This window comes from Xanthomonas sacchari (assembly GCF_040529065.1).
Classification (GTDB): domain Bacteria; phylum Pseudomonadota; class Gammaproteobacteria; order Xanthomonadales; family Xanthomonadaceae; genus Xanthomonas_A; species Xanthomonas_A sacchari.
Map to the genome: position 1 here is coordinate 3157061 of NZ_CP132343.1, position 26759 is coordinate 3183819.

General features: G+C 68.7%; 23 protein-coding genes, 1 tRNA gene and 1 pseudogene. 4 read left to right on the plus strand and 21 right to left on the minus strand.

Annotated features, from left to right (window positions below; genetic code table 11):
* The first annotated feature begins 62 nt into the window (after positions 1-62).
* From RAB71_RS13275 to dxs, 4 genes are all read left to right on the plus strand, one after another.
* A complete protein-coding gene (locus RAB71_RS13275) occupies positions 63-710 on the plus strand; it encodes a response regulator transcription factor (RefSeq protein WP_010342837.1) in 648 nt (215 codons plus the stop codon).
* Positions 711-813: 103 nt separating this feature from the next.
* On the plus strand, positions 814-2598 hold the full coding sequence (locus RAB71_RS13280) for an acyl-CoA dehydrogenase C-terminal domain-containing protein (RefSeq protein WP_010342838.1): 1785 nt from the start codon (positions 814-816) through the stop codon (positions 2596-2598).
* A 112-nt stretch (positions 2599-2710) separates the two neighbouring features.
* On the plus strand, positions 2711-3370 hold the full coding sequence (locus tag RAB71_RS13285; protein WP_029562070.1) for an HNH endonuclease: 660 nt from the start codon (positions 2711-2713) through the stop codon (positions 3368-3370).
* Positions 3371-3520: 150 nt separating this feature from the next.
* The gene (gene dxs, locus RAB71_RS13290) at positions 3521-5434 is read left to right on the plus strand and encodes a 1-deoxy-D-xylulose-5-phosphate synthase (RefSeq protein WP_010342841.1); all 1914 of its coding nucleotides are present in this window, start codon (positions 3521-3523) and stop codon (positions 5432-5434) included.
* Between the two features lie 129 nt (positions 5435-5563).
* Here the strand turns inward: dxs and RAB71_RS13295 are convergent, their stop codons facing one another.
* The 21 genes and pseudogenes from RAB71_RS13295 to infC form a co-directional block, all read right to left on the minus strand.
* On the minus strand, positions 5564-6631 hold the full coding sequence (locus RAB71_RS13295) for a TraB/GumN family protein (protein WP_010342842.1): 1068 nt from the start codon (positions 6629-6631) through the stop codon (positions 5564-5566).
* On the minus strand, positions 6631-7101 hold the full coding sequence (locus tag RAB71_RS13300) for a cupin domain-containing protein (protein ID WP_010342843.1): 471 nt from the start codon (positions 7099-7101) through the stop codon (positions 6631-6633). The genes RAB71_RS13295 and RAB71_RS13300 overlap by 1 nt, the downstream gene beginning before the upstream one ends.
* A gap of 74 nt (positions 7102-7175) precedes the next feature.
* Complete coding sequence (locus RAB71_RS13305; RefSeq protein WP_010342844.1) at positions 7176-7967, minus strand: WecB/TagA/CpsF family glycosyltransferase; 792 nt, start codon at positions 7965-7967, stop codon at positions 7176-7178.
* Positions 7954-8745 (minus strand): polysaccharide pyruvyl transferase family protein, encoded by a 792-nt coding sequence (locus tag RAB71_RS13310; protein ID WP_010342846.1) that lies wholly within the window; start codon positions 8743-8745, stop codon positions 7954-7956. Before RAB71_RS13310 ends, RAB71_RS13305 begins: the two co-directional genes overlap by 14 nt.
* A gap of 52 nt (positions 8746-8797) precedes the next feature.
* Complete coding sequence (locus RAB71_RS13315; RefSeq protein ID WP_010342847.1) at positions 8798-9985, minus strand: glycosyltransferase; 1188 nt, start codon at positions 9983-9985, stop codon at positions 8798-8800.
* A gap of 52 nt (positions 9986-10037) precedes the next feature.
* A complete protein-coding gene (locus RAB71_RS13320) occupies positions 10038-11540 on the minus strand; it encodes a lipopolysaccharide biosynthesis protein (protein WP_010342849.1) in 1503 nt (500 codons plus the stop codon).
* Positions 11537-12586: a GumI protein gene (locus RAB71_RS13325; protein ID WP_010342850.1), complete on the minus strand. Its 1050-nt coding sequence runs from the start codon at positions 12584-12586 to the stop codon at positions 11537-11539. Before RAB71_RS13325 ends, RAB71_RS13320 begins: the two co-directional genes overlap by 4 nt.
* A complete protein-coding gene (locus RAB71_RS13330; protein WP_010342851.1) occupies positions 12583-13716 on the minus strand; it encodes a glycosyltransferase family 4 protein in 1134 nt (377 codons plus the stop codon). The genes RAB71_RS13325 and RAB71_RS13330 overlap by 4 nt, the downstream gene beginning before the upstream one ends.
* Positions 13713-14810: an acyltransferase family protein gene (locus RAB71_RS13335; RefSeq protein WP_029562072.1), complete on the minus strand. Its 1098-nt coding sequence runs from the start codon at positions 14808-14810 to the stop codon at positions 13713-13715. Before RAB71_RS13335 ends, RAB71_RS13330 begins: the two co-directional genes overlap by 4 nt.
* A 74-nt stretch (positions 14811-14884) precedes the next feature.
* Positions 14885-16078: pseudogene (locus RAB71_RS13340) on the minus strand (polysaccharide biosynthesis protein GumE); the annotation flags it as partial.
* A gap of 178 nt (positions 16079-16256) precedes the next feature.
* The gene (locus RAB71_RS13345; protein WP_010342854.1) at positions 16257-17717 is read right to left on the minus strand and encodes an undecaprenyl-phosphate glucose phosphotransferase; all 1461 of its coding nucleotides are present in this window, start codon (positions 17715-17717) and stop codon (positions 16257-16259) included.
* Between the two features lie 311 nt (positions 17718-18028).
* Positions 18029-19465 (minus strand): GumC family protein, encoded by a 1437-nt coding sequence (locus RAB71_RS13350; protein ID WP_010342855.1) that lies wholly within the window; start codon positions 19463-19465, stop codon positions 18029-18031.
* Positions 19462-20154, minus strand: coding sequence for a polysaccharide biosynthesis/export family protein (locus RAB71_RS13355; protein WP_026143621.1), 693 nt, complete (start codon positions 20152-20154; stop codon positions 19462-19464). Before RAB71_RS13355 ends, RAB71_RS13350 begins: the two co-directional genes overlap by 4 nt.
* 569 nt (positions 20155-20723) lie before the next feature.
* Positions 20724-20800, minus strand: a tRNA-Pro gene (locus tag RAB71_RS13360).
* A 101-nt stretch (positions 20801-20901) separates the two neighbouring features.
* Positions 20902-21258 carry a MerR family transcriptional regulator gene (locus RAB71_RS13365; RefSeq protein WP_009597860.1) on the minus strand — a complete coding sequence of 119 codons (357 nt, stop codon included), beginning with the start codon at positions 21256-21258 and terminating at the stop codon, positions 20902-20904.
* Positions 21239-21538, minus strand: a complete 300-nt coding sequence (locus tag RAB71_RS13370) for an integration host factor subunit alpha (protein WP_003466661.1) — start codon at positions 21536-21538, stop codon at positions 21239-21241. The genes RAB71_RS13365 and RAB71_RS13370 overlap by 20 nt, the downstream gene beginning before the upstream one ends.
* A gap of 23 nt (positions 21539-21561) precedes the next feature.
* Complete coding sequence (gene pheT, locus RAB71_RS13375) at positions 21562-23940, minus strand: phenylalanine--tRNA ligase subunit beta (RefSeq protein ID WP_010342857.1); 2379 nt, start codon at positions 23938-23940, stop codon at positions 21562-21564.
* A 122-nt stretch (positions 23941-24062) separates the two neighbouring features.
* A complete protein-coding gene (gene pheS, locus RAB71_RS13380) occupies positions 24063-25058 on the minus strand; it encodes a phenylalanine--tRNA ligase subunit alpha (RefSeq protein ID WP_010342858.1) in 996 nt (331 codons plus the stop codon).
* Between the two features lie 204 nt (positions 25059-25262).
* Positions 25263-25622: a 50S ribosomal protein L20 gene (gene rplT, locus RAB71_RS13385; protein ID WP_010342859.1), complete on the minus strand. Its 360-nt coding sequence runs from the start codon at positions 25620-25622 to the stop codon at positions 25263-25265.
* 10 nt (positions 25623-25632) lie between these two features.
* The gene (gene rpmI / locus RAB71_RS13390) at positions 25633-25830 is read right to left on the minus strand and encodes a 50S ribosomal protein L35 (RefSeq protein ID WP_010342861.1); all 198 of its coding nucleotides are present in this window, start codon (positions 25828-25830) and stop codon (positions 25633-25635) included.
* A 379-nt stretch (positions 25831-26209) separates the two neighbouring features.
* Positions 26210-26734 carry a translation initiation factor IF-3 gene (infC, locus tag RAB71_RS13395; protein ID WP_316685644.1) on the minus strand — a complete coding sequence of 175 codons (525 nt, stop codon included), beginning with the start codon at positions 26732-26734 and terminating at the stop codon, positions 26210-26212.
* Positions 26735-26759: the final 25 nt, after the last annotated feature.

Here is a 26759-nt window from a genome sequence, read left to right on the forward strand (position 1 = left end):
CGATCGGCGGCGCCGCAACAAGCTGCCGCCCGCCCCGGCAACCACCACGGACGCACACCGGCATGAACGCCCCGATCCGTGTCCTCATCGCCGACGACCACACCCTGGTGCGCGAAAGCCTGGTCGCTGTGCTCGACGCCGTGGCCGGCATCCAGGTGGTGGCGCAGGCCGCCGACGGCATCGAGGCGCTGGCCAAGGCCGAGGCGACCCGCCCGGACGTGGCGATCGTGGACATCTCCATGCCGCGGCTCAACGGCATCGACGTGGTGCGGCGGCTGGGCGAGATCGTGCCGCTTGCGCGGATCCTGGTGCTGACCATGCACGAGGAGCACGAGTACGTGCTGCACGCGGTGCGCGCCGGCGCCTCCGGCTACCTGCTCAAGGACAGCGCCAGCGCCGACCTGATCGCCGCCGTGCGCAACCTGCACGCCGGCCGCGGCCACTTCTCGCCGCAGGCGGCGCAGGCGCTGGTGACGCAGATGCAGCAGCCGCAGGCGCTGCCGCCCGACCCCTACCGCAGCCTGACCGCGCGCGAGCGCGAGGTGTTCCACCTGATCGTGGAAGGCCGCACCACCAAGGAAATCGCGCGGGTGCTGCAGATCAGCGTCAAGACCGCCGAGAACCACCGCTTCCGCGTGCTCAACAAGCTGGGCATGCGCAATACCGCCGAACTGGTGCGCTACGCCGTGCGCCACCGCCTGCTCGACTGAACGGCCGCACGCAGGCGCGCCTTCGCCGCGGCTGCGCATACTCCATACGCCATAGTATCCTGACGCCCTCGGCCGCGCCGCGGCCCTAGCCACGAGCGATCGCATGAGCACCTATCAAGCCCCGTTGACCGATCTCCGCTTCGCGCTGCACGACGTGCTGCAGGTGGAGGCGCTGTTCGCCCGCCTCGGCCATGCCGACGCCAATGCCGAACTGATCGACGCGGTGCTGGAGGAAGCGGCGCGCTTCACCGGCACCGTGCTGGCGCCGCTGAACCGGGTCGGCGACGAGCACGGCTGCACCCTGGACAAGGCCACCGGCGCGGTCACCACCGCCCCCGGCTTCCGCGAGGCCTACCAGCAGTTCGCCGAGGGCGGCTGGACCGGGCTGACCGCCGCCGCCGAGTTCGGCGGCCAGGGCCTGCCGCACACCCTGGGCGTGCCGCTCAACGAGATGGTCAACGCCGCCAACCTGGCCTGGGGCAACTTCCCGCTGCTGTCGCACGGCGCGGTCGAGGCACTCAAGCAGCACGGCGAGGCCTGGCAGCAGGAGGTGTTCCTGAAGCCGCTGGTGGACGGCCGCTGGACCGGCACCATGTGCCTGACCGAGCCGCATTGCGGCACCGACCTGGGGCTGCTCAAGACCCGCGCCGAACCCAACGCCGATGGCAGCTGGTCGGTCAGCGGCACCAAGATCTTCATCACCGCCGGCGAGCACGACTTCACCGACAACATCGTGCACCTGGTGCTGGCACGGCTGCCGGACGCTCCGGCCGGGGCCAAGGGCATCTCGCTGCTGGTGGTGCCGAAGTTCAAGGTCGCCCGCGACGGCAGCGTCGGCGAGCGCAACGCGCTGCGCTGCGGCTCGCTGGAACACAAGATGGGCATCCACGGCTCGTCCACCTGCGTGATGAACTTCGACGGCGCCCAGGGTTACCTGGTCGGGCAGCCGCACAAGGGCCTGCAGGCCATGTTCACCATGATGAACACCGCGCGCCTCGGGGTCGGCCTGCAGGGCATCGGCCTGTCCGAGCGCGCCTACCAGAACGCGCTGCGCTACGCCCGCGAGCGCCTGCAGTCGCGTTCGCTCAGCGGCGCCAAGCTGCCGGAGAAACCCGCCGACCCGATCCTGGTGCATCCGGACGTGCGCCGGATGCTGCTGACGGTGAAGGCGCTGACCGAAGGCAGCCGCCTGCTGGCGCTGCACGCGGCCACCCTGATCGACATCGCGCACAGCGCGCAGGATCCGGCCGAGCGCGAGCAGGCCGATGTGCTGGTCAGCTTCCTCACCCCGATCTCCAAGGCCTGCCAGACCGAATGGGCGGTGGAGAACACCTACCACGCGCTGCAGTGCTTCGGCGGCCACGGCTACATCCACGAGCACGGCATGGAGCAGCTGGCCCGCGATGCGCGCATCACCACCCTGTACGAAGGCACCACCGGCATCCAGGCACTGGACCTGATCGGGCGCAAGACCGCGTCCAGCCAGGGCGCCGGGCTGAAGCTGTTCCTGGCGCAGATCGAGGCCTTCCTGACCGAGCACGCCGACAACCCGGCGGTGGCCGAGTTCATCGCCCCGCTGCGCGAGAAGGCCGCCGAGTGGGCGGCGCTGACCAAGCGCATCCTGCAGCGCGCCGCCGGCAATCCCGAGGAACTGGGCGCGGCCAGCTACGACTACGTGTTCTATTCCGGCTACGTGGTGCTGGCCTACTGGTGGGCGCGCAGCGTCGCCGCGGCCGAGGCCTCAGCGCACGGCGAGGCGTTCAAGCAGTCCAAGCGCGAGACCGCGCGCTTCTACTACGCGCGCCTGCTGCCGCGCACGCTGACCCACGCCGCGGCCATCGACAGCGGCGCCGCGCCGCTGATGGCGCTGGCCGACGCGCAATTCTGAGTCGCACATCCAGGTCCGAACGCAGCCCCGGCACGCACGCCGTGCCGGGGTTGCAACGCCCGCCACGGCCGATACACAAACCGTCACCAATCGGGTATAAGCTGTCTTCCCGATGGAGACAGACACAACAACGCTTGGTCTGATCGATACCGGGGCCTGCGGCGCCTCGGCCGCGGTCCCGTCGCCTGCGGCGTCCCCTTCCCACCTGCCTTCGGTCCGGCTGCTGTCGCTGGACGCGCATGGCCGCGTGCTGGACTGGATCAACTGGCAGGACGCGGCCTGTCTGTATGCGCGTGGCGCGGTCGCCTGGACCCTCGGCGAGCCGTGCATGCACATCCATGGCGGCATCAGCCGCGCCAGCGGCGAGCGCAGCGTGCTGGAGCTGCATCCGATCATCGCCGCGCGCGGCCACGCGCATGCGCGTGCGCTCGACCCCACTCCGACCCTGACCAATACCGCGCTGTTCGCCCGCGACGCGCAGCTGTGCCTGTATTGCGGCCAGCAGTTCAGCCGCCCGCAACTGACGCGCGACCACGTGCTGCCGGTGTCCAAGGGCGGCCGCGACATCTGGGAGAACGTGGTTACCGCGTGCTTCCACTGCAATTCGCGCAAGGGCAACCGCACCCCGCAGCAGGCGTCGATGCCGTTGCTGGCGGTGCCGTATCGGCCAAGCTGGATCGAGCATCTGATCCTGTCCAACCGCAACATCCTGGCCGACCAGATGTCGTTCCTGAAGGCGCAGTTGCCGAAGCGCTCCAAGCTCTCGTTATAGCCGCGCGGCCTCACGCCGCCGTCACGCCCGCTGCGACGGATTGCCGCACCCCGGGCAAAACAGCCCATCCACGCGCCCGCGACCGCACGGGTTGATTGCGTGTGCCCGGAATGGAGAGGAAAATGACAGGTCCGCTGAACCTCCATTCCGATGATCGACCCCACCCGCTATCCGCGCCTCTCGCGCATCCAGGTCCCCGAAGAACTGCGTCGCTTCGATGAATCGGAGCTGCCGGCCATCGCCGAGGAACTGCGCGCCTTTCTGATCGAGTGCGTCGGCAAGAGCGGCGGCCACTTCGGCGCCGGCCTGGGCGTGATCGAGCTCACCGTCGCCCTGCACTACCTGTACGACACGCCGGTCGACCAACTGGTGTGGGACGTCGGCCACCAGACCTATCCGCACAAGATCCTGACCGGGCGCCGCGACCGCATCCACACCGTCAAGCAGGCCGATGGCGTGGCGCCGTTCCCCAAGCGCGAGGAAAGCGAGTACGACACCTTCGGCGTCGGCCACTCCTCCACCTCGATCTCGGCCGCACTGGGCATGGCGGTGGCGCTGCAGCGCATGGGCGACGAACGCAAGGTGGTGGCGGTGATCGGCGACGGCGCGATGACCGCGGGCATGGCCTACGAAGCGCTGAACCACGCCGGCGGCATGGACCCGGAACCGAACCTGCTGGTGATCCTCAACGACAACCGCATGTCGATCTCCGAGGCGGTCGGCGGGGTCACCAAGATGCTGGGCCGGATGAGCGGCAGCAAGACCCTCAATGCCATCCGCGAGGGCGGCAAGAAGATCCTCGGCGACAAGAAGAGCAACCCCACCGCACGCTTCGTGCGCCGCTGGGAAGAGCACTGGAAGGGCATGTTCGTGCCGTCCACGCTGTTCGAGGAAATGGGCTTCCACTACACCGGCCCGATCGACGGCCACGACCTGCCGGCGCTGCTGGGCGCGTTGAAGACGCTCAAGACCCTCAAGGGTCCGCAGTTGCTGCACGTCATCACCACCAAGGGCAAGGGCTACGAACTGGCCGAGGGCGACCAGATCGGCTACCACGCGGTCGGCCCGTTCGATCCGAGCAAGGGCCTGGTGGCCAAGCCGGGCGCCAAGGCGCCGACCTACACCGACGTGTTCGGCGACTGGATCTGCGACATGGCCGCGGCCGAGCCGGCGCTGCTGGCGATCACCCCGGCGATGCGCGAAGGCTCGGGCCTGGTGCGCTTCAGCAAGGAATACCCGCAGCGCTATTTCGACGTGGCCATCGCCGAGCAGCATGCGGTGACCCTGGCCGCCGGCATGGCCGTGCACGGCGCCAAGCCTGTCGTGGCGATCTATTCCACCTTCCTGCAGCGCGGCTACGACCAGCTGGTGCACGACGTTGCGGTGCAGCAGCTCGACGTGCTGTTCGCGATCGACCGCGGCGGCGTGGTCGGCCCGGACGGCGCCACCCATGCCGGCAACCTGGACCTGAGTTTCCTGCGCTGCGTGCCGCACCTGGTGGTGATGGCGCCGGCCGACGAAGCCGAGTGCCGGCAACTGCTCAGCACCGGCCTGCGCCATCCCGGTCCGGCCGCGGTGCGCTACCCGCGCGGCACCGGCCCCGGGATCGCGCCGGGGAGCACGCTGGACACCCTGCCGATTGGCAAGGCCCAGCTGCGCGCTCAGGGCCACAGCGTGGCGCTGCTGGCGTTCGGCGCGACCCTGGCGGCGGCCGAACAGGTCGGCCGCGAGCTCGGCCTGAGCGTGGTCAACATGCGCTTCGTCAAGCCGCTGGACCGCACCCTGCTGCTGGAACTGGCGCAGAGCCACGAAGGCTTCGTGACCATCGAGGACAACGTGGTGGCCGGCGGTGCCGGCTCCGGCGTGGCCGAACTGTTCAACGCCGAAGGCGTGCTGCGCCCGGTGCTGCACTTGGGCCTGCCCGACGCGTTCCAGCACCACGCCAGCCGCGAGCAATTGCTCGCCGAAGCCGGCATCGACGCCGCCGGCATCCGCGCCGCGGTACTGAAGCGCTGGCCGCAACTGGGCACCAGCGCCAGCGCACCGCGCACTGCGGCAGGCTGACCGCCGCGGTCACCGGAGACGGCACGGCGTCAGCGCATGCCGTCTCCGCTTGTTTGCGCCTGCGCGCACGGCTCTGCATGCCCACCACGAGACGTGTCGTCCCATGGGTCGACACGTCTCGCGTACACGCTAAGGCGCGATCACCTCGGCGCCGCTGGCGCGTAGCCGATCCAGCGGCCCACCCGACTCCTGCAGGGTCTGCATCGGCAACGCCGCGAAACTGGAACGATTCTGCGCCAGCGCCCGCTCGGCTTCGCGCAGCCAGGCCGCCATCGCCCGCTGGCGCACATCGCCCAGGCCCAGCTTGCGCGCGATCGCCGCTTCGCCGACCGCATCCAGGCAGATCCGGTACTGGTCGTTGGCCGGCAGCGTGGCCAGCGTATCCAGATCGCCCTCGGACCAGGCGTTAGCGCGCTGGCGCATCGTCTCCAGGTCGCGATCGATAACCTGCAGCGTGCGGGCGAAACAGGCACTGTCGTTGAGCGAGGTCGCCCGAAATTCCTGCAGCGCGCGCTTGGCGTCGGGGATCTTGACCTCCACCACCACCGGCACGATCGGCACCCTGGCGCGCTTGGCCGCTCGCTCGATCACCGGCTGCACCACGCTGCCCTGGCTCAGGCCGGAGGTGCGCATCGCCGCCTCGTACAGTTCCTGCGCCGCGAACACCGGCCGCCAGCGTTCCACGCTGGCATCGCGGCCCAGGTAACGTGCCTTCAGCGGCAGCCAGCGCGCATACAGGTCAGGCGGCAGCACCTGCTGCAGGGTGCGGTCATCGGGATTGCGCCGCGCCTTGAGCAGGGACGGCAGCAGCATCAAGCTGCGGAACATGCCCAGGCCCGAGTCCAGGGTGACGCTCGGCGCTGCGATCACTTCCTGCGACTGGGCGATCACCCGCTCCACTTCGCCCGATTCCCACTGCATGCGCTTGGGCAGCGGCGACACCGTGCCGAGGATCCACAACACGTGATCGCCGCGGCGGACCTGCCACAGGCCCGGGCCGGGCTGGCGCCCGCTCACCAGCACCGCTTCCAGGTCGACCACCGGTGGGTTCGCCGGCGCGACCGGCTGCGCGGTCTGGGCCTGCACGATGGGCACAGTTGCCGCCAGCAAGGCCGCGACCAGGCACACCACCGGGCCGCGCCGGCGCGCGATGGTTCTCTGGACAATCGCCGCGCGCGCCGCGCTCGGTCCCGGCATCAGTCCGCCAGTTTCGGCAGGTGCGCCGCCAGCGGATCGGCCGCGGCCAACAGTTCGAAGCGCTCCCACAGGAAGCCCGGCGCCACCACGCAGCGCACCAGGCAATAGTCGGCCAGCGGCCGCGCCGCCTGCCAGGTGCCCGCTGCGATCACCACCGAGGGCATGCCGCCGCGCTCGCTGGCGTCCAGCCGGTAGCGCTGCAGACCGTGGTTCGGGTCGAAGCCGAACAGTTCCAGCGCCCCGCCCTCTTCCCATTGCCAGGTCTCGTCGGCATCGATGCGGTGCCAGTTGCTGACCTCGCCGCGCTCCAGCAGGAAGCGGATCGCGGTGCAGGCCGGGCGCAGCGTCTGCGCATGCTGCACCGTCAGGGCCGAGGTATGCACGCGCGCATAGCGTCCGCCCTCCGGGTGCGGCAGCAGCGACAGGTCGCGCACCAGGGCGGCGATTCGGAAGGCGGCGGCGCTGGACATGCGTCCAGTCTAATCCCGGGCATGGCCATGCGAATGTCAGGCAACGCCCTTTTGTCGGCGACAGCCGGTCGGCGTCACGAGGGGCGCAGCGAGTCCCGGACAGGCGGCGTGGCGCCCAGGTGTCGGCCGTGGCGCAGGCACACGGCGAAGAACACCAGCAGATCCCAGCTGTAGCGCTTGAGCAGGCGCCGCGGCTCGCGCAGCAGGCGATAGATCCATTCCATGCGCAGCCGGCGCACCCAGGCCGGCGCGCGCCGCGCGGTGCCGGACAGGAAGTCCAGCAACGCGCCCACGCCGAACGCCAGCGGCACCTGCAGTTGCGCCGCGTGCTGCAGCAGCCAGCGCTCCTGCAGCGGATTGCCGAACGCCACCAGCAGTACGTCGGCGCCGCTGGCGTTGATGCGCGCGGCCAGGCCGGCGCCGGCGGCGGCGAACTCGGCATAGCCGTCGCAGGTGCCGACCACCTCCTGCCCCAGCGTCTGCCGCAAGGTCTGCGCCGCGGTGTCGGCCACGCCGGGACGGCCGCCGAGCAGGAAGAAGCGCAGCGGCCGCGGGCTCTGCCGGCACAGCGCCGGAATCAGGTCGGTGCCGTTGAGGTTGCCGGCGAAGCGGCGGCCGTGCACCAGCAGCGCGCCCAGGTCCATGCCGATGCCGTCGTTGACGATGCACACCTCCGGCGCGGCCAGTTGCGCACGCAGGGCCTGGCACTGCACCACGAAGTTGGTGTTGGCGAAGAACACCTGGCGGCGCTCGCCACGCGCCAGCGCCTGCAGCAAACTGGCGACGAAATCGGCTTCGGTGCTGCGCAGGATCGGATAGCCGCCCAGTGCCAACACCTCGCCCGCCGCGCGCTCACCAGAGGTCATGCGGAAAGCTCTCCAGCAGGCCGCGCTGCACCGCGGCCAGGTCGAACACGGTATTGCCGCCCAGCGCGATGCATTCCTCCACCGTCTGCCCGGCATGCCAGCGGCTGCGGCCGGTGCCCGCGTAATAGTCGTCGTACTTGAAGCGGTCCTCGCCGTTGCCCCAGTCCAGGTACACCGACGGCACGCCATAGGCTTCGGCCAGGATCAGCCCGTGCAGGGAACTGGACACGACCAGTTCGGCGCCGAGCAGTTGCCGCACGAACGCGGCCGGCTGGCGGTTCGGCAGCACCAGGTGTTCCTTGTACTGCGCATACTTGTCCAGGGATTCGTTGAAGTGCGGCACCACCATGACCGGCCGCCGTGCCGGCGGCGGCGCGAGCGCCTCGCGCGGGAAGAACAACGGCATCAGCAGGCCCGGATCGCCGTACACCTCCGGCACCTGCAGGCCGCGCTCGCGCAGGAAAGCGCGGGTCTTGGGCCCGCGCACGGCACGCACGTCGAGCTGGCGGAAGGTATGGCGGTCGGCGGGGATCTTGCCGTTGACGCCGCTGCCCCACACGGTGTCGCCGTCGCGGGCGAAATGCAGCACCGAGCCGATCGCGATCAGCCGCGTGCGCTTGTCGCGCTTGTCCAGCAGGGTACGGTCGCGCTGGCCGAGCACGTTGGAGACGATGATCTTGGAGAGATGATCGCCGACGTTGATCTCGCCATTCTTCGGCTTCCACCAGAACAGCGCCCGGCGCTCTTGGTAATCGATCCATTTTTGCAATGCGGACATCGGTCCTCCTTGGTTGCGCGGGATGTAAGGCAGACACGCCGGCGGCGTGTGTTCAGGCAGTGCGGTCGGCGAACAGGCGTGTCTCCGGGTAGGCGGCCGGGTCCAGCACCCGGTCGGTGGTGTCGGACCAGCTCAGGCACTGGCGATGGCGCACGTGCGGCGCCTGCAGCGCCTGCCCGATCGCGGCGACGATCGACGCCTCATCGCCCGGGGTGTAGCCGAAGCGCGACGGATAGCGGCCGACCACGGCATTGGGGCACACCGCCGGCAGGCCGAAGAAGTCGTACTGCAGCAGCTTCATCGAACTGTCGGCCAGATACGCCGGCACCTGCTCGGACGCGTACGGGGCGATGCCGAAGCGCGCGTGCTTGATGTAGCGGATGGTCTCGGCGTGCTTCATCTCGCCGTACACCACCACGTTGTCGCCATAGCCCGGCGCGCGGCCCATGCCCGAGCCGATCACATGGAACGTGACCTGCGGAAAGGCGCGGCTGGCGGCGACGAAGAACGCGGGATCGAACAGCATCGAGCCCACCGCCACCGCATGGATGCCCTCGCCGTACGGCGAGGGGTCGCCGAGCGTGTGCAGGTCGTGGTCCACGCCATGGCCGACGTGGTACACGTTGTGGCGGCTGGCGACCTCCTCGGCCATCGCCGGCGACACCAGCGCGATCACGTCCAGGCTCGGCGCCACGCGGTCGAACTCGCGCTCGATGTAGTCGGCGACGTTGATCGTGCTCAAGCCGTCGGAGGCGCGATACACCTTGCGTGCGGTCGGGTTGATCCGCGCCGCCAGCGCGATGAAGGCCACCGCGATGCCGCTCTCGAACACGATCACGTCGGCCTCGCGCATCCAGCGGATCAGCGTGGCCGGCGCGCGCGCCGCGTAGACCTTGAACATCAGGTCTTCCAGCGGCCGCAGCCAGCGCCGCCGAGTGTTGAACGGATGCAGCAGCGCGCGCCACAGGTAGCAGTCCACGCCGTTGTGGCGGACCACCTGGTTGGCGGTGGCGTCCAGCGGCAGGCGCAGGTCGCCCTTGAGCCGCGACAGCAGGCTGTAGCGCAGCGAAAAGAACCGCGTGGTGCCGCGCTTGGCCAGTTCATCGGCGATGAAATGGATGTTGGCGCGGCGCGGTGTGCGGTAGTCGTGCGCCGACAGCACCAGATAGCACGGCGCACGCCCGCTGGTGGCCGCGGCCGGTGCCGATGCGGGCAGCGCCGCTGCGGAAGAATCGCTCATGCGCTCGCTCCTGCGCGGAATGAAGGAAAGGAAAGACGCGGCCGGCCGACGCTCATCGGGCTCCCCGTGCCTGGCGCAACAGCGTGCGCATCTGCAGGATAGCCAACACGTCGCGGCGGAACGCCGGCCACAGCGCGAACACCAGCAAGCCGGACAGCGCCATCGCCACGGCGCCGACGATCAGCTGCATCCACAGCGACGCGCCGCCCCACTGCTGCGCGGCCAGGTAGGCGGCGACGCCGCAGACGCCATAGCCGAGCACCGCGCGCAAGGCGTTGTTGAACAGCTCCCAGGCCGGAATCTGCGGCGCGATGCGCGCGATCCAGATCACCGACAGCGGCCACATCACCAGCAGACCCAGCGTGTAGCCCACGGTCACGCCCATCACGCCCCACAGCGAGCCGGCGAAGATGCAGGCGATCAGCATCACCCGCCCCACCACCGAGTACACCAGTTGTTGGCGCATCAGGCCCAGCGCCAGGAACACCCAGTAGGTGGCGTAGGATGCGGTCTGGAAGATGCCGCCGAGGGTCAGCACCTGGAACAGCGGCACCGCCGGCCGCCACTGTTCGCCCAGCACCAGCACGATCAGCGGCATCGCCAGCGCGCAGGCGCAGGAAAACAGCGCCACGATCAGGTGCACCATCACCGTCTGCCCGCGCAGCAGGAAGTTGCCGAAGCGCGGCGGATCGTCCTGCAACTGCGACAGCACCGGCAGCGCCACCGAAGTGGCCGGCGCGTTGATCTGGTTCAGCGGCATCATCAACAGCTGGAACGCGCGGTTGTACAGGCCCAGCGCTTCGGCGCCGATGCGGTGGCCGATGATCACCTGGCCGACGTTGCGGCTGGCGTAGCCGAGCAACTGCGCCGCCATCAGGTTCCAGCCGAAGCTCAGGAAGGTGCGCATCGGCGCATCGCGCCGGTAGCCGCGCGGCAGCCAGCGCGCGCAGGCGCCAGCGATCAGCAGATTGACCAGTGCCTGCACCACCTGCTGCCAGACCAGCGCCCAGTAGCCGTAGCCGGCCAGGGCCACGCCGACGCCGGCCAGCAGGCCCAGCACCTGCGCGCCGACGTCGCTCAGCGAGACCTGACCGAAGCGCAGCGCACGGCTCAGGTGCGCGCGGTACTGCGTGGTCATGCCGTTGAGCAGGAAGGTCACCGCCAGCGCCTGGGAAATGCCGAGCAGGGCCGGCTCGCGGTAGAAGTGCGCGATCCACGACGAGGACAGGAACACCACGATCGCCAGCGCCAGACCGATGCCGCTGTTGATCCAGAACAGGTTGTCGCGCTGCTCGCGGCTGACGTGCTTGGCCTGGATCGCCGCCGAGGACAGGCCGAAGTCGCGCAGGATCTCGGCCATGCCGACGATCGCCGTCACCATCGCCATCAGGCCGTAGTCGTAGGGCGTCAGCAGCCGCGCCAGCAGAATGATGCCGCCGAACTGCACCACCATCTTGGCCAGCTGCCCGGCCATGGTCACCGCTGCGCCGCCGGCGGCGCGGGCGCCCAATCCGGGTTGCGGCGCTGCCGGCCGCGGGGTCTCGGCGCTGCTCATGCGTCCTCCCCGCGGCGCGCGGTCAGCGCCTGCAGATAGCTGCGGTAATGCTGCAGACCGATGCCGTTCCAGTCGCGCCGCGACAGGTCCGGCACGGCGTCGGCGGGCAACTGCTGCGCGAGCGCCAGGGCCTGCGCCAGTTGCGCCGCATCCAGCTCGCCCTGGTACAGCTGCACCCACTGCGCGCCGACTTCGTCGACGATGGCGGCATTGGCCTCGCTCCACGGCGCCAACACTGGGCGCGCCAGCGACAGCGCCAGCAGCAAGGTGCCGGAGTTGTGCATCTGCCGGTACGGCAGCACCACCAGTTCGGCCTCGCCGACCTCCTGCGCCAGCACCGCGTCCTCCACGTACTGCAGGCGTGCACTGATCCGCGGGTCCGCGGCACAGGCGCGTTCGACCACGCCGCGGATCTGCGCATCGATCGGGTTGCCGGCGATGCGCAGGCTGAGCTGGGGATCGGGCAATGCACCGAACGTCGCGATCAACGTCTCCACGCCCTTGTATGGGCGCAGCAGCCCGAAGTGCAGCAAGCGCCCGCGCACTCGCGGCGGTTGCGGCAGCGGCGCGTACCAGTCGCGGTAATGGCCGTGCAGGATGGTGTCGGTGGCCGGCGCGCGTTCGGGCGTGGTCGCATTGATGCGGATCCAGCGCGCGGTCTGGCGGTCGATCCAGCGCAGCAGCAGGCGTTCGCGCCAGCCCTTGTCCTCGTGCGGCGCCACGTTGTGCAGGGTGCGCACCAACGGCACGCCTGCCACACGCAGGCGCAGCAGCAACAGCGCGACGCAGGCCTGCTTGACCAGCGTGCCGAGCGCGGTGCGATGCCGCAGCAGGTACTCCGGCCAATGCAGGTGCAGCACGTCGTAGCGCGACAGCAGCGCCGCGCGCATCGAGAAGAAGCGCAGTTGCACCTGCGGCGGCAGCGCCGCGTAGAGCTGTGTCAGGTAGGGATTGGTGGTCGCGGTCGGGCGCTCGGTGGACAGCAGCACGGTGACTGCCGGCGCAGTCTGCTCCGCCGCGCCGTGGCGCTGGCGCTCGCCGCTCATCGGCCGCCCTCCGCGCCGGCCAGCGCCAGGCGGTATTCGTCCAGATAGGCGCCGACCACGCGGTCCCAGTCGTAGCGATGCGCATAGGCCATCGCCGCGGCGCGCTGCGCGGCGAAGTCCGCATCGGTGCCGGCGGCGAAGGCGCGCACCGTGGCCGCGGCCGCCTGCGGATCGGCCGGGTCGACCAGCACGCCCTGCCCCGACTCGCGCTGCAGGCGCGCGAACGGCGGAATGTCGCTGAGGATCGGCAGCAGTCCCGCGCTCATCGCTTCCACCGCGGCCAGGCCGAATCCCTCGTGCCGCGACAGGCACACGAAGTACTGCGCGCTGCCGAGCAACTGCGCCAGTTGCGCCTGGGTCGGCGCTACCTGCAGGCGCACCCGCTGCTGCAGGCCGCGCTCGGCGATCGCCTGCTGCAGGTCGGCCACGCTGAAGTCGTACTCGCGCCCGGCCACGATCAATTGCCAGGCCGGATCCTGCGCGGCCAGCGCGCGCACCAGATCCAGGGTCTCCAGCAGGCCCTTGTTGACCGACCAGCGCCCGAAGTAGATCAGCGTACGTCCGGGCGTGGCGCTGCCCTGCCCGGCGAACTTGTCCACGTCCACCCCGTTCTCGATCACCCGCAGCCGCTGCGGCGCGACCACCTGCGAGAACAGCCGGCCATCGTTCTCGCTGGTCGCCACCACCCGCGCATAGGCGAGCGCCGAGGTGCGGGTGAGGGTCTTGAACCAGAGCATCTTCAGGCGCGAGGCATAGGTGGTGTGGAAGAAACCGCCATGGGTGGACACGATCATCGGCACACGGTGCAGCGGCCGGGTCAGGGCCAGGAAGTCGTAGAAGAAATCGATGCCGTGCACGTGCAGCAGATCCGCGCCGCGCACTGCTGACAGCACCGACGGCGCCAGCGGATAGCGCGAGGAACCGCGATACGGCAAGCGCACGATCGGGACGCCCTGGTGGCTGTCGCGCGACGCCAGACGCTGCTGCGGATCGGTGAACACCCGCTCCAGGCTCACCACTTCGACCTGGTCGCGGCCCTGCTGCAGATGGCGGCGCGCGATGTTCAGCACCACCTCCTCCATGCCGCCGACCGACGGATGGAACTGGCGCACCACATGCACCACCTTCATGCCGTCGCTCCCGCGACCACGCTGCGGCGCACGCCGATCATCCACGGCGCGATCCGCACCAGCACCGCGCGCATCGGCACGCTGGCCAGCACCGCCAGCACGCTCACCGACACCGCCCAGGCCGGTCCCCACGCATCGCCGCGGACCAGGCCGGTACGGGCGGCGACGCCGGCCATCACCGAGAACAACAAGGTATGCGTGCACAGGATCAGCAAGGTGTTGCGTCCGATCCACTGCAGCCAGGCCCAGTGCTGCAGTAGCCCGGCGATGCACAGCGCCATGGCGCTGCCGAGCAGGCTGGCGGCCAGGAAGCCCAGCGGGGAATCGCCGAACTTGAGCATGTTCACGTCCACGCGGCCGTTGTGCCAGGCGATCGCGAACCAGGCCGCACCCAGCAGCAGCGCCGCCAGCGCATTGCCGGCCGGCCGCGCCGGCCACCACTGCGCCCGCGTGGCGGCGAGCGCGCCGATCGCGAAGAAGCACAGCGCCACCGGCAGCACGTCCAGGGAGAACGGAAGGCGCATGTCCTGCCCCGGGAACCAGCACGCCCAGCCCCAGGCCAGCGGCAACGACAGCCCGGCCAGCACCGGCAACGACAGCGTCCGACGCAGCGCCAGATACGCCAGCGTGGTCACGAACAGCGCCGGCAGGAACCACAGCGCCGGCATCACGTAGAGCTTGGGGCCGATGCCACTGACCAGGCCCAGCAGCGGCTCCCACCACGGCCGGTCGCCCCACAGCTGCGCCTTGCTGCCGATATGCCGGGTCAGCATCCAGTACGCGTAGGCGACGAAAAAGAACGCCACGTACGGCAGCAGCAGGCTGCGCGCCAGCTTGCCGACCGTGGCCAAGGTCAGCGGGCGGTTGCCGAAGGCCTCGCCGACCCAGCCCGACAACAGGAAGAACATCGGCACGTGGAAGCTGTAGGCCAGGATCACATAGGCGTGCGGAATGCCCTTGGCATGGCCGAACACCACCAGCAGAATCGCCAGCGCCTTGGCCGCATCGATGCGCATGTCGCGCGGCGCGCTCGCCCGCGCGGTGCGCGCCTGCGCCGGCACCGACGCGGAAACAGCCGTTGCGGGCGCGCTCATGCCGGCACCGCCGGGAGACGCGGAGCCGGCGTCGTCGCGGTCGCCGGCGCATCGCGCAGGCGCGGCGTCATCTGCCAAAGGCAACCGCACACGAACCACCACAGCGCCGCGGTCTTGATCGAGAAATAGCCGTTGGAGACCAGCAGGCTCAGCGAGAACGCGAAGATCAACAGGTTCTTGAACAGTTGCCCTTCGATGGTGCGCATCAGCATCGCGAACGAGTACGCCAGCAGGAACGCCAGCACCAGCAGCACCGACTGCGAGGAGATGAAGTAGGCGATGCCGCTGTCGAAGTAGCGGTATGGCTGGTCCACGTCCAGCCCCATCCACGCATCGGCGCTCATCCTGCGGATCGAATCGACGGTGAAGAACACCCGCCCCAGGGTGGTGTCCTCGTAGCTCTGGATGCCCGAGGCCCAGACCAGCAGCCACGCCCCGCCCATCACCAGGAAGAAGATCAAAAAGCCCAGGCGCTGGTCGGTGCGCAGCAGCAACGGGCTCAGCAGCGCCATCATCACGCAGGTGCCGGCGGCCAGGCGCCCGTCCGAGGCCACGATCAGGAAGCCGATCATCGCTACCGAGGCGACGATCGCCAGCGGCCGCATCCAGCGCCAGAAGGTCAGCAGGATCGCGGTGAAGAAGATGATGAAGTTGCCCATCGTCACCGGCTCGATGAATACCGAGGAGGCGCGCGGCAGGTTCGACGACGGCAGGAAGTTGCGCGCCCCCGGCCGTGTCGCACTGACGAACAGATTGCTGTCCTGGTTCCAGAAGCTCGACGCGCTGGCGCCGCGTGCGTTGACGAAATAGCTCTTGGGGTTGACCACGTCGCCGTAGACCTTGGGCAGGGCCAGCTCGAACACCGCCACCAGCGACACCAGCAGCGCCATGCGCACAAACATGCGCGGCAGCGAGCCGGTATACGCCGCGCCGAGCATCAGGAAGGCGAACGGGATCAGCGCATCGCGGAAGAACTTCGGATCCAGCGTCCACGCCATGAACAGGCGCACCAGCATCAGCAGCGCCAGCAGGGCGATGCCGGTGAACACCATCGCCATGCGCTTGCGGTCCAGCGCGCGCATGCCAAGCAGGAAACACGCCGCATAGACCGCCAGTTCCACCGCGTAGGTCATCGCCGGGCTGACCCGGAACACCTTGGCGTTGATCACCGCCAGCACGAAGTTGTAGCCGACGGCGAACAACAGCACCAGCTCGATCAGCAAGTTGCGACGCTGCTCGCGCAGCGGCATGTCCGGCATGCTCAGCATGCGCACCCCACGGCGGCGACGGCGCATCGCGCGACGACGCCACGCTGGGCGCGTGCCGGGCGTGGCGCCGGCATGTGGCACGCCAGCCCATTCGGTGCAGGCAGTGCAGGAACGACGGCGACGCGGAAGCGACGCCGACGCTGCACACGGTCGGCGGGAAGAAGACGCATCGGGCGCATCAGTAGGCGGTCTTCTGCCCGAGCACCTTGAACGCGGTCAGCACGATGATCCGCGTATCCAGCCACAACGACCAGCGGCGGATGTAATCCAGGTCGTACTGGATGCGCTTCTTCATCGTGCGCAGTTCCGGCGTCTCGCCGCGGAAACCGTTCACCTGCGCCCAGCCGGTGATGCCCGGCTTGACGTAGTGCCGCTGCATGTAATGGTGGATCAGCTTCTCGTAGTGGGTGTTGTGCTGCGCCGCGTGCGGACGCGGCCCCACCACCGACATGCTGCCGCCGAGCACGTTGAACAGCTGCGGCAACTCGTCCAGGCTGGTGCGGCGCAGGAACGCACCGAATCGGGTCACCCGGCTGTCGCCGCGCGTGGCCTGCACCACCACGTCGCTGGGCTCCTGCTGCACGCGCATGGAGCGGAACTTGTACATGTAGAACTCGCGCCCGCCGAGGCCATGGCGGCGCTGGCGGAAGAACACCGGGCCCGGCGAGCTCAGCTTCACGCCCACCGCGATCGCCAGCATCAGCGGCCACAGCACCGCCAGTGCGGCCAGGGCCACCAGCTTGTCCTGCAACGCCTTGGCGACCACGAAGTAGGTGTTGCGGTCCACCCCGCCCTGGCGCAGGTTGATCACCGGCACGTTGCCGATCTGGTCGCCGGACTGGTTGAGCATGCCGAAGTCGAACAGATCGGGAATCAACCGGACCTGGATCGGATAGCGGTCCATGCGCTGCAGCAGCTGCTTGATGTGGTCGCGCTCGCCCAGCGGCAACGAGATCCACACCTGCTCGACCTGGTGGTCGTCGAGGTAGTCGATCAGCGCGTCGGCGGTGCCCTCGCCCAGGCACTGCAGCTTCTGCGGATGGTCGGCCACCGACAGGTCGTAGTCGCTGCTGAAGTAGCCCACCACCTGCATGCCCACCCAGGGATTGCGGCTCAGGTAGTTATGGATCTTCACCACCGGATGGCGCAACCCGACCACCACCACGCGCTGCACGTCCACGCCCTCCGAGCGCAGCCGGTTGAGCACGCCGCGCACCACCGTGCGCGAGAGCAGCAGCGTTCCCAGGCTGGTGACGAACCAGGTGCCAATCCACAGCCGCGAGACCTGCTGGCCGAACTGCACCACGAAGGCATGCATGGCGAACAGGGCGAACACGCCGCCGCAGGCCAGGCTCAGCACCATCATCTCGCGCAACAGGCCGCGCCCGCGCCAACTGCGGTACAGCGGGAACAGGGCGAAACAGATCACCGCGTACAGCAGCGTGGTGCCGATCGCCACCCGATATGCCGGTTCCGGCATCCAGGTACCGAACAGCAGCCGGTGGGTCAGCAACGCGCCGCCGACCATGACGGTCAGGTCGGACACGCGCAACAGGATGTCTGCCGCGGCCGCGTACTTGGACAGCATGCGCGGCGAGGAGGTCGTATAGGTGGCGCTACTCAGGTCTGCCAAAAGCATGATCGGGATTCCTATCCAAACCCGGTCGATCGGCATGCGGGGGAACATGCGACGCCGCCGGGCCTCGATTTCGCCTGCCTGTGGACCGCTGCGGCGCCTCCCTCGCCGACCCCAGGTCCACGGCAGCCCGTGATTACTTCAACAGAAGAACGTCTTCGTACAACCGCGCTGGAAAATAATGGAGCACCTCATTGCCTAGCTGAACCACGTATCACCTCACTGAAGACTGTGCGTCGAACCGATGCCGATGTGTGCGTTGCGGCACGCGCTCGCGCCTTGCGCTGTGCGGCGCGCCATGGCGCTGCGACATCTCATGCCGAGGCCGCCGCCGCGGCTTCGGCCTCGCGGATGAAATAGCGCACCAGCGCCACCGCCACCGCCAGGAACAGGCCGAACACGAAGGCCAGCGCCAGGCCGAGCAATTTCTTCGGCGAATTCGGCTTGCCGGGCACATCGGCGCGGTCGACGATCGAAATGTTGTTGGTGCCAACGTTGCCGACCACGCCGATCTCCTTGTAGCGCTGCAGCAGCGCGTCGTAGAGCTGGCGGTTGGTGTCGGCCTCGCGGCGCAGCATGGTGTAGCGGATGCTGCGGGTCTGCAGGTCCAGTTCGTCGTTCTTCAGCGCGGCGATGCGGTCGGCCAGCAAGGTTTCCTGCTGACGCGCCGACTCGTAGTCGTTCTTCAGCGCGCTGCGGATGTTGGCGACCTCGTCGGCGATCTGCCGCTTGGTCTCGGCGATCTGGTTCTGCAGGCGCTGCATCTCCGGGTAGCCCGGCTGGAACGTCGCCAGCTTCTGCTGGTAGTCGGCGGTCATCTTGGCCTGCTCGGCGCGCAGATTCTGGATCAACGGGTTGCTGACCACCTGCGGCAGGCCCATGCCGTCGCCGATGCCGGCCTGGCGCCAGGCCGCCTCGGCCTTGATCCGCGCTTCCTGCGCGGCGGCCAGGCGCACATTCAGTTCGCTCATGTTCTGCGTGGGCAGCGACGGTTTGTCGTCGCCCATCGACACGATCTGTTCCTGGCTGGAATAGTCGACGGCATTCTTCTCCGACTCCTCCACCTTGTCGCGCAGTTGCGCCAGGCGTTCGGACAGATAGCGCGCGGCGAACGAGGATGCCTGCAGCCGGCGTTCCTGGGTCGAGGCAATGAACATCTTGGCGTAGGTGTTGGCCACGCGCGTGGCCAGCACCCGGTCGGGCGAATCGAAGTTGATCCGCACCAGGCGCGAGTCGCGCACCGGCTCGATGGTCAACGCATCCAGCACCGGGCCGACCAGCGCGTTCTCTGCCGCGGCGGCACGCGCCTGCGGCGTCGGCGCACGCCCGTCGCCGTTGTCCTGCAGCTTTTCCAGAGCCTCGTCGACCAGCGGCTTGAACGCCGGTGCCTCGGTCAGCTTCGCCTCGCGGATCACCTGCCGCGCCAGCGAACGACTGCCGAGCAGCTCGTACTGGGTCTGGTAGAAGTCGCGGTCCTGCGGCGATTCCACCGGCATCAGGTTGGCGACATTGGCGACGTTGAGCGATTCGCGCTCGATCTGCAGCACGCTGGTGGCGCGGTACTTCGGCGTCATCAGCAGGAGGGCCAGCAGCGCCAGCAGCACCACCGCCGCAGTGATGCCGACGATCAGCCAACGCTGGCGGTACAGCGCATTCCAGTAATCCAGCAGGCCGATGTCGGCCGGGCTCAGCGGCGTGCCCACGGGGCGCGCACGCGGCGCGGAGGCGGGAGGCAAGGTGGAGGCGCTCATCGGTAGGCCCTCCACACCATCACGAACGGGGTCAGCTGCACCACGGTCCGCAGCAACACCAGCGCATCGGAGCGGTACACCACCACGATGTCGCCACCGTAGATCGCCGGGTCCGGCGCGGCGCCCTTCTGAATCTCGCGCAGATCGAAACGGGCCAGCATCTTCTGCCCGCCGACGGTCCGGAACACCACCACGTTGCCGCGGCTGGCCACGTCGCTGACGCCCTTGCCCAGCGACAGCGCCTGCTGCAGGGTCAGCGCGGAGCCCTGGATGGGATAGATGCCCGGCTCGCTGACCGCGCCGGTGACCGTGACCCGGTTGCCGGTGAACTCGTCGACCAGCACCGACACCTGCGGGTTCTGCAGATAGCCGTTGCGGTAGCGGTCGGCGATCTCCTTCTGCAGCGCATTGACGCTGGAGCCGGCGGCCTTGACGTCGCCGATCAGCGGCAGCGAGATGCGGCCCTCGTTGTCGACCCGCACCTGGCGCTCCAGGTCGTCGACCTGGAACACCTTGACCGTCAGCAGGTCGCCCGGGCCGAGCAGGTATTCCGGCTTGCCCATTGAAGCGGCAAGCGGATCGCCCGCCGGCAGGTCGGTACGCATCGCCGGCCCACTGCTGCATGCAGACAGCAGCCCCAGGCAGAATAGGGCCAGCGCCCAGTGGAAGGTCACGGAAAGTTTACCCATGCGCGATGCTGATGCCCTCTGTCGAATGGTTTTCGAAGCGCCGCACTCGTCCAACCGGCCAGGGCTCCGTCCCGGCCAGAGGATGATTACGGTGTCAATTCCTGCCCGGGACGAACGGCCCTGGCCAACAGCGAAGCTTCGTGTTGCAACGCACTATGGCACAGCCATCTGCCGTCACCAAGGCGTTACCCGACATTTTTTTGACGCAGTAACAGGAGGGTTCAACTACATGTCCGACGATTCAGCGTAGCAAGGGCCGGTAAACGTTCCATCGACGCAATGTTAACGTGATCAATGTCAACGCATTGACGCTGCATCGCTCCCAGTTCTGGCGCGGCTTTCCGATCTGACGCGGCGGCGCCGGCGCGCAGCCATGGCGCATTCCTGCGAATTTTGTCTACGGCAATGCGTTCGGCCCCAAACGAATGTTACGGATCGTCGGCTTCGGCACCGCTGCCATGAGCGGCGCTCGCCTCGGGGGGCCGTGCCCGTCTACCGGCGCGTGGAGGCCGGCAGCCCAGCCTGGCCAAACAAAAAGGCCCATGTCGCAGACATGGGCCTTCGAAAGATGGTCGGGGTAGCCGGATTCGAACCGACGACCACTAGTCCCCCAGACTAGTGCGCTACCAGGCTGCGCTATACCCCGATGTGTTGCGTCTCCGCCGTCATGGCGGACCCGCCTCGCGGCGAGTTGGCGATTATAGCGGGTTTGCCGCTGGCATTCCTAGCGGCGGTGGCCGCCCTGGTTCAACGCCGCAGCAGCTGCAGGACTTCTTCCAACTCCTGCCGCACCTGCTTGATGATCTGGTTGCTCAGCGCCGATTCCTGGCGGGCGCCCTCGCCTTCCAGGCGCAGCCGCGCACCGCCGATGGTGTAGCCCTGTTCGTACAGCAGGCTGCGGATCTGTCGCACCATCAGCACGTCGTGGCGCTGGTAGTAACGGCGATTGCCGCGCCGCTTGACCGGTTCCAAGCTGGGGAACTCGGTCTCCCAGTAGCGCAGCACGTGCGGCTTGACGTCGCACAGCTCGCTGACCTCACCGATGGTGAAGTAGCGCTTGGCCGGAATCGGCGGAAGTTCGCGGTTACTGCCCGGGTCCAGCATATGCCTCCACTCGCTCCTTGAGCTTCTGTCCGGGACGGAAGGTCACCACCGTCCGCGCCGAAATCGGGATCTCTTCGCCGGTCTTGGGATTGCGGCCGGGCCGTTGGTTCTTGCGGCGCAGGTCGAAGTTGCCGAAACCGGACAGCTTCACCTGCCGCCCCTGCTCGAGCGCGTCGCGCAGCACGTCGAAGAACGCATCGACGAATTCCTTGGCCTCGCGCTTGTTCAGCCCGACTTCGTCGAACAACCGCTCGGCCATTTCCGCTTTGGTCAACGCCATTGCCCTGCTATCCCCTGTGCTTCTCAACCACGCATCCGCGCGTCGTGTTCCCGCGCCAGCGCGGCCACCGCATCGGCGACCACCGCCTCCACGTCGCGGTCTGTCAGAGTGCGCGTGTTGTCCTGCAAAATCAAGCCCATAGCGAGACTCTTGCAACCAGCCTCGACCCCCGCGCCGACGTAGCGGTCGAACAGCACGACCTCGCGCAGCAAGGGCCCCACCGCCGCGCGCACGCTGCGCGCCAGCGCCGCCCAACTCACCGCGTCAGGCACCACGAAGGCCAGGTCGCGGCGCACCGACGGGAACCGCGACAGCTCGGCGGCGCGCGGCAAGGCACGCGCGGCCAGCGGCGCCAGGTCCAGCTCGAACGCCAGCACATCGACGTCGATCTGCATCGCCTGCAGCAGCCGCGGATGCAGTTGCCCGATCCAGCCGATCCGCGCCTCGTCGCGATAGACGTCGGCCGATCGGGCCGGATGCGCGAACGGGTGCGTCGCCGGCCGATAGTCCAGGCGTGCGCCGGACGCCGCAGCCAGGGCCTCCAGATCGCCCTTGAGGTCGTGGAAATCGACCTTGCGCGCCGGCAGACCCCACTGCAGGGCGTCGGCATCGCCGCACACCGCCGCCGCCACCCGCTGGGTCTCGGTCGGCGCGGCACCGGCTTCCGCCGCCGTGGCGAACACCTTGCCCAGTTCGAACAGGCGCACGCGCCCGGCCTGGCGCGCGGCATTGCGGCCCAGCGCCGCGACCAGCCCCGGCAGCAGCGACGGACGCATCACCGCCAGTTCGGCACTGAGCGGATTGGCCAGGGCCACGCGCCCGTCGTGCAGGCCCCACTGGTCCAGCAGCGCGGCGTCGACGAAGGCGTAGTTGATGGTTTCCAGCAGCTCGCGCGCCAGCAACTGCCGGCGCACGCTGCGCTCGTCCAGCTGGGTCTCGCTGTCCATGGCGATGCGCGTGGCGCCACCGGGCAAGGTGGTCGGCAGGCGGTCGTAGCCGTGGATGCGCGCCAGTTCCTCGATCAGGTCCTCTTCGATGGCGATGTCGAAGCGGCGGCTGGGTGCGGTGACCTGCCAGCCATCGGCCGATGCAGTCACCTCCATGCCCAGCGCGCGCAGGATGCGCTCCACGTCGGCGTCGGCGATCTCGATGCCGAGCACGCGCAGGATGCGCGCGCGGCGCAGCGCGATCGGCGCAGGCGCCGGCAGGAATTCGGGCAGGGCGGCCTCGACCACCGGGCCGGCGCGGCCACCGGCCAGCTCCAGCACCAGCCGCGTGGCCAGTTCCAGCGCCTGCCGCGGCAGCGCCGGGTCCACGCCGCGCTCGAAACGGTGGCCGGCATCGGTGTGCAGGCCGAGCTTGCGACCGCGGCCCATGATCGCCGCCGGGGCGAAATGCGCGGCCTCCAGGAACACGTGGCGGGTGGTCTCGGTGACGCGGGTCGCGTGGCCACCCATCAGCCCGGCCAGCGCCACCGGCCGATCGGCGTCGGTGACCAGCAGGAAGGCCGGATCCAGCGCCGCCTCGCGGCCATCGAGCAGGGTCAGGGTCTCGCCGTCGCGCGCATGGCGCACGCCGACCGGGCCCTGCAAGGTGTCCAGGTCGAAGGCATGCATCGGCTGGCCCAGTTCCAGCATCACGTACTGGGTGATGTCCACCAGCAGCGACACCGGGCGCACGCCGCTGCGGCGCAGGCGTTCGGCCATCCACAGCGGCGTCTTCGCCGCCGGATCCAGATCCTCGACCACGCGGCCGCAGTAGCGCGGCGCGTCGGCGCCCGCGTCCAGCGTCACCGCCAGCGTGCGCTCGCTGCTCACCGCCGCCGGCGTCACCGCCAACGGCAGCACGTCGCTGCCGCAGGCCGCGGCCACGTCGTAGGCGATGCCGCGCACGCCGAAGCAATCGGCGCGGTTGGGGGTGAGCTTGATCTCGATGCTGGCGTCGGGCAGCCCCAGGTACTCGGTCAGCGCCTGGCCGACAGGCGCATCGTCGGGCAGTTCGAACAGGCCCGACGCATCGCTGTCCAGCCCCAGTTCCTTGGCCGAGCACAGCATGCCGTTGGACGCGACCCCACGCAGCTTGGCCGGCTTGATCGCGATGCCGCCGACCTGCGCGCCGACCAGCGCCAGCGGCGCGACCAGCCCGGCGCGCGCGTTCGGCGCACCGCAGACGATCTGCAGCAGCTCGCCCTGCCCGGCATCGACCCGGCACACCTGCAACCGGTCGGCCTCGGGATGCGGCGCGGCCTCGACGATCCGCGCCACCACCACCTGCTGCAGGCCGTCGCCGAGCGGCACGACCTCCTCGACCTCCAGGCCGATGGCAGTCAGGGTCGCGGTGAGCTGCTCACGCGAGGCCTGGGTCGGAACGTGGCTACGCAGCCAGTTTTCGCTGAATTTCATTGGAGAGCCGGGATTGGGGATTCGGGATTGGGGATTCGCAGGAGCGGATACGCGTGGGACCGGAAGATTGGAGGGGAACTCGCTTCAACGAATCCCCAATCCCCACTCCCGAATCCCCGCCCTCAAGCAAACTGCCGCAGGAACCGCACGTCGTTCTCGAAGAAGGCGCGCAGGTCGTTGACGCCGTAGCGCAGCATCGCGAAACGCTCCACGCCCATGCCGAAGGCGAAGCCGGTGTAGCGCTCGGGGTCGATGCCGACGTTGCGCAGCACGTTCGGGTGGACCATGCCGCAGCCGAGCACTTCCAGCCAGCGGGTGCTGCCGTCGGGCTGCTGCCAGGCGATGTCGACCTCGGCGCCGGGCTCGACGAAGGGGAAGTAGCTGGGACGGAAGCGCATCTGGAAATCGCGCTCGAAGAACGCGCGCACGAACTCGGCCAGGGTGCCCTTGAGGTCGGCGAAGGTCGCGTGCTCGTCGACCAGCAGGCCTTCGACCTGATGGAACATCGGCGAATGGGTCTGGTCGCTGTCGCTGCGGTAGACCTTGCCGGCGGCGATCATGCGCAGCGGCGGCGCATGCTCACCCATGTAGCGCACCTGCACGCCCGAGGTGTGGGTGCGCAGCAGGCGGCCGTCGCCGAAATAGAAGGTGTCGTGCATCGCCCGCGCCGGATGGTGCGGCGGGAAATTCAACGCCTCGAAGTTGTGCCAGTCGTCCTCGATCTCGGGGCCGTCGGACAGTTCGTAGCCCAGCCGCGCGAAGATCTCGGTGATGCGCTCCAGGGTGCGGGTGACCGGATGCAGCCCGCCGCGTTCGCCGCGCCGGCCCGGCAGGGTCACGTCGATGCGCTCGGCGGCCAGGCGCGCGTCCAGCGCCGCGGTTTCCAGCAGCGTGCGGCGCTCGGCCAGCGCGGCGGACACCGTGTCGCGCGCCCGGTTGATCGCCTCGCCGGCCAGCTTGCGCTGCTCCGGCGCCAGCGCGCCGAGCTGCTTGAGCTGGGCGGTGATGCTGCCGCTCTTGCCGAGCAGCGCGACCCGCAATTGCTCCAGCGCCTCCGGACTCTGCGCCGCGGCGATGTCCGCCAGCGCCTGCCCGCTCAGGGAATCGATCTCACTCATTGCACTCGCGCCTCACTGCTCCGGCCGAACCGTGGCCACCGTGTCCCACCGATGCGGGACCTCACCTACCCGGCAGGCACCCCGCATCGGGACGCCCCAAAAACGCAAAAGGGGAAGGACTTGCGCCCTTCCCCTGCATGCCTGCGATGGCTCCCGCCGAAACCCCGCACGTGGACGCGCGGGTTTCTGCAGGGACTCGCAAACTTATGCCGCCAGCGCGCCCTTCGCCTTCTCCGCCAGGGCGGCAAAGCCCTGCGCGTCGTGCACGGCGATGTCCGCCAGCACCTTGCGGTCGAGGGTGATGCCGGCCTTGAGCAGGCCGTTCATGAAACGGCTGTAGCTCATGCCGTTGATGCGGGCCGCCGCATTGATGCGGGTGATCCACAGCGAACGGAAATTGCGCTTCTTCTGCTTGCGGCCGATGTAGGCGTACTGCTGCGCCTTGATCACCGCCTGCTTGGCGACGCGGAAAACCTTGCGACGGGCGTTGTAGTAGCCCTTGGCGAGGTTCAGAACTTTCTTGTGACGACGGCGCGCCTGGACGCCACGCTTGACTCGAGCCATGGTTCAGTCCTCAGAGGTAGGGAAGCATACGGTCCAGACGGCCTGCGTCCTCGGCACGGACGTGGTTCGTCTGCCGCAGGTTGCGCTTCCGCTTGGTCGCTTTCTTGGTGAGGATGTGGCTACGGTTGGCGTGGCCGGCCTTGTACTTGCCGGAGGCGGTCTTGCGGAAACGCTTGGCCGCCGCCCGGTTGGTCTTGATCTTGGGCATTGCAATGTCCTTGATGGTGTTTTGTCACTGGTCAGGGCGGTGGCTGCGCCACACTTTCCGTCCGTGCCCTTACCTGCTTGTAAGCCCTTGATCCACTGAGGATCCGGGCGGGTCCTATTGCCGCCGGAGCGGCAAACCCGATGAACTGGGCCGCGCATTATGCCAGGGCTTGGAATGCCTTGCAAATCATGCGGTTCGGTGGGCGCGCATTGGCGCGCCGGGAATCGAGAATGGGGAATGGGGAATCGAAAACGGCGCGCACGGCATCCCCACGCAGTCTGCGCCGGGGCAAAAAAGCCGGGATGACCATGACAGAGGGCGCCGTTGGCGCCCGTGCGGCCGCGCGCCCGCACGGGGCGGGGCGCGATCCTGGACTGGGTCAGCGCTTCTTCGGCGCGATCATCATCACCATCTGCCGGCCTTCCAGGCGCGGACGCGATTCGATGACGATGTCCTCGCCCAGATCGGCCTCGATCCGCGCGGCCATTTCGCGACCGAGCTCCTGATGGCTCATCTCGCGACCGCGGAAGCGGATGTTGACCTTGACCTTGTCGCCTTCCTCGATGAAGCGGCGCATGTTGCGCAGCTTGATCTGGTAATCGCCTTCGTCCGTGACCGGACGGAACTTGATTTCCTTGATCTCGACCTGCTTGGTCTTCTTCTTGGCTTCGTTGGCCTTCTTCTGCTGCTCGAACTTGAACTTGCCGAAGTCCATGATCTTGCAGACCGGCGGATCGGCCTGCGGCTGGATCTCGACCAGATCCAGGCCGTCTTCCTCGGCCATCGCCAGCGCTTCGTCGCGGCTCAACACGCCGACCATCTCGCCGTCTGCGCCGATCACGCGCACGCGCGGCACGCGGATCTCTTGGTTCTTGCGATTCTGTTTGTTGTCAGGGGTACTGATGTTGCAATCTCCCAGGGGAATCGGA